The sequence below is a fragment of the Fructobacillus ficulneus genome, assembly GCF_001047075.2.
Taxonomy (GTDB): domain Bacteria; phylum Bacillota; class Bacilli; order Lactobacillales; family Lactobacillaceae; genus Fructobacillus; species Fructobacillus ficulneus.
Genome location: NZ_DF967982.1, coordinates 1 through 305 on the forward strand (window position 1 = coordinate 1; position 305 = coordinate 305).

Annotated in this window: 1 protein-coding gene; it reads left to right on the top strand. The window is 51.5% G+C overall.

The features are described from left to right. Positions 1-305, top strand: a 305-nt coding sequence (locus tag AOQ29_RS00360) for a DUF1542 domain-containing protein (RefSeq protein WP_114674971.1), incomplete at both ends; no start/stop codon positions are given.

The following is a 305-nucleotide window of genomic DNA, read 5'->3' on the forward strand; positions in this document are numbered from 1 at the left end:
AAGGCTGCTAGTGACAAGGTCGATGCTGATTTGTCAAAGGCCACCGATAACGTGAACAACGCGACAGATGCCGATGACGTCAACAAGGCTAATAGCGATGGTGATGCCGCCATTGCTGGTGATGCCAATGCCGCTTCATCAGCTGCAACGTCGAACCCACTGTCAGCCCAAAAGACCGCTGCAACGACGGACTTGGGTAACAAGGCTCAGGCTGCTAAGGATGCGATTAACAACAATCCAGCCTTAACTAGTGACCAAAAGAAGGCTGCTAGTGACAAGGTCGATGCTGATTTGTCAAAGGCCAC